Origin of the sequence: Sulfitobacter litoralis, from assembly GCF_900103185.1 — a bacterium.
GTDB classification, from domain to species: Bacteria; Pseudomonadota; Alphaproteobacteria; order Rhodobacterales; family Rhodobacteraceae; genus Sulfitobacter; species Sulfitobacter litoralis.
In genome coordinates, this window is the sequence record NZ_FNJD01000063.1 from 1 (window position 1) to 1,047 (window position 1,047).

At 50.7% G+C, this 1,047-nt stretch carries 2 protein-coding genes; one reads left to right on the forward strand and one right to left on the reverse strand.

Translation table 11 applies throughout. The annotated features are described in order from the left end of the window. Positions 1-28 precede the first annotated feature (28 nt). Positions 29-478: a hypothetical protein gene (locus BLQ98_RS18060; RefSeq protein ID WP_093734556.1), complete on the forward strand. Its 450-nt coding sequence runs from the start codon at positions 29-31 to the stop codon at positions 476-478. A 21-nt stretch (positions 479-499) separates the two neighbouring features. Here the strand turns inward: BLQ98_RS18060 and BLQ98_RS18065 are convergent. Continuing rightward, on the reverse strand, positions 500-1,047 hold a 548-nt coding region (locus tag BLQ98_RS18065; RefSeq protein WP_208596108.1), incomplete at its 5' end, for a replication initiator protein A.

A 1,047-nucleotide genomic window follows, 5' to 3' on the forward strand; every position in this document is an offset into this window, starting at 1 on the left:
CGACCACCGACAATAAGCAGGAAAAACTATGGCAAAACTATCTCTGAACAAGGCGGCTAAAGAGGCGAGCGTTGCTAAATCTACACTCCTACAAGCCTTAAATTCAAAGCGTATGAGTGCAGAAAAGAACGAAAAAGGGCATTGGGAAATTGAAACATCGGAACTTTTTAGGGTGTTCCCTAGAACTGGTTCTGCCGAACACAAAGAACCGAATGCTACCCCTCATGCAGAACTATTAAAAAACAACCAAAACAGTGCTTTGGAAGTCGAAGTTAAGATGCTTCGTGAGAAGATCGAGGATGCCAACCTTGAACGAGAGCGTGAAAGGGAACAGGCAAGCGAGCAGATCGAGAGTTTGCGCGGGCAGATCGAACGCCAGAGCGCCGATCACAGGCAGGCACTGGCGGCAATCGCGGACCAACGCCCGCAACATACGGCAAAGCCGCCCAGACGGTTTTTTGGGTTGCTGAAGGGGTAGGGGAAAATCTAGGCGCCTGACTTAGCGAAGTTTTTCCTGTTTCTTACAGTAGCCGACAAAAGCCGCACCCGCGTTTTTTGGAGCGTTCCCACTGGCGGCTTCTTCATTGGCATATGCTAACCATTTGCTTTGTAGAGCATGGTAATCCCAGCCCTTTGCACGCGCAATTTCGCGGCCCTTTTCATCTGCCCAATCAGGTATTCTGATTGAAGGGGATAGGGCGGTGGGGTGTGCTTTACGGGGTCTGACGACTACTAAATCGTCCGATGTTAGTTCAAAGCTGTAGAAGGGTGTCACGTCCGCTTTGATGATTTCTCGAAGGTTGAGGCGGAAGCGCTTTAGGGGAGCGTTGCTGCCTGTTCTATCTTGCAGGTTGGCAAGGCCAATCTGCCACTTGCTTTTGTTCCCGCAAAACTTCCGCGCGATCTCGTAGAGCCGTCGTTCGAGTGGTCGGCGTAGCCGGAAGTAGTCGCGGCTTATTGAGACAACTTCATTGGCTTCGATTGCCCGCATGAGCCACCGCGAAATTTTGATCTCACAATAATCGTTGCGGGTGAAAGCCTCGTTTT

Coding starts and splice junctions, on each gene's coding strand:
- BLQ98_RS18060 (WP_093734556.1), top strand. CDS start 29: ATGGCAAAACTATCTCTGAACAAGGCGGCTAAAGAGGCGAGCGTTGCT.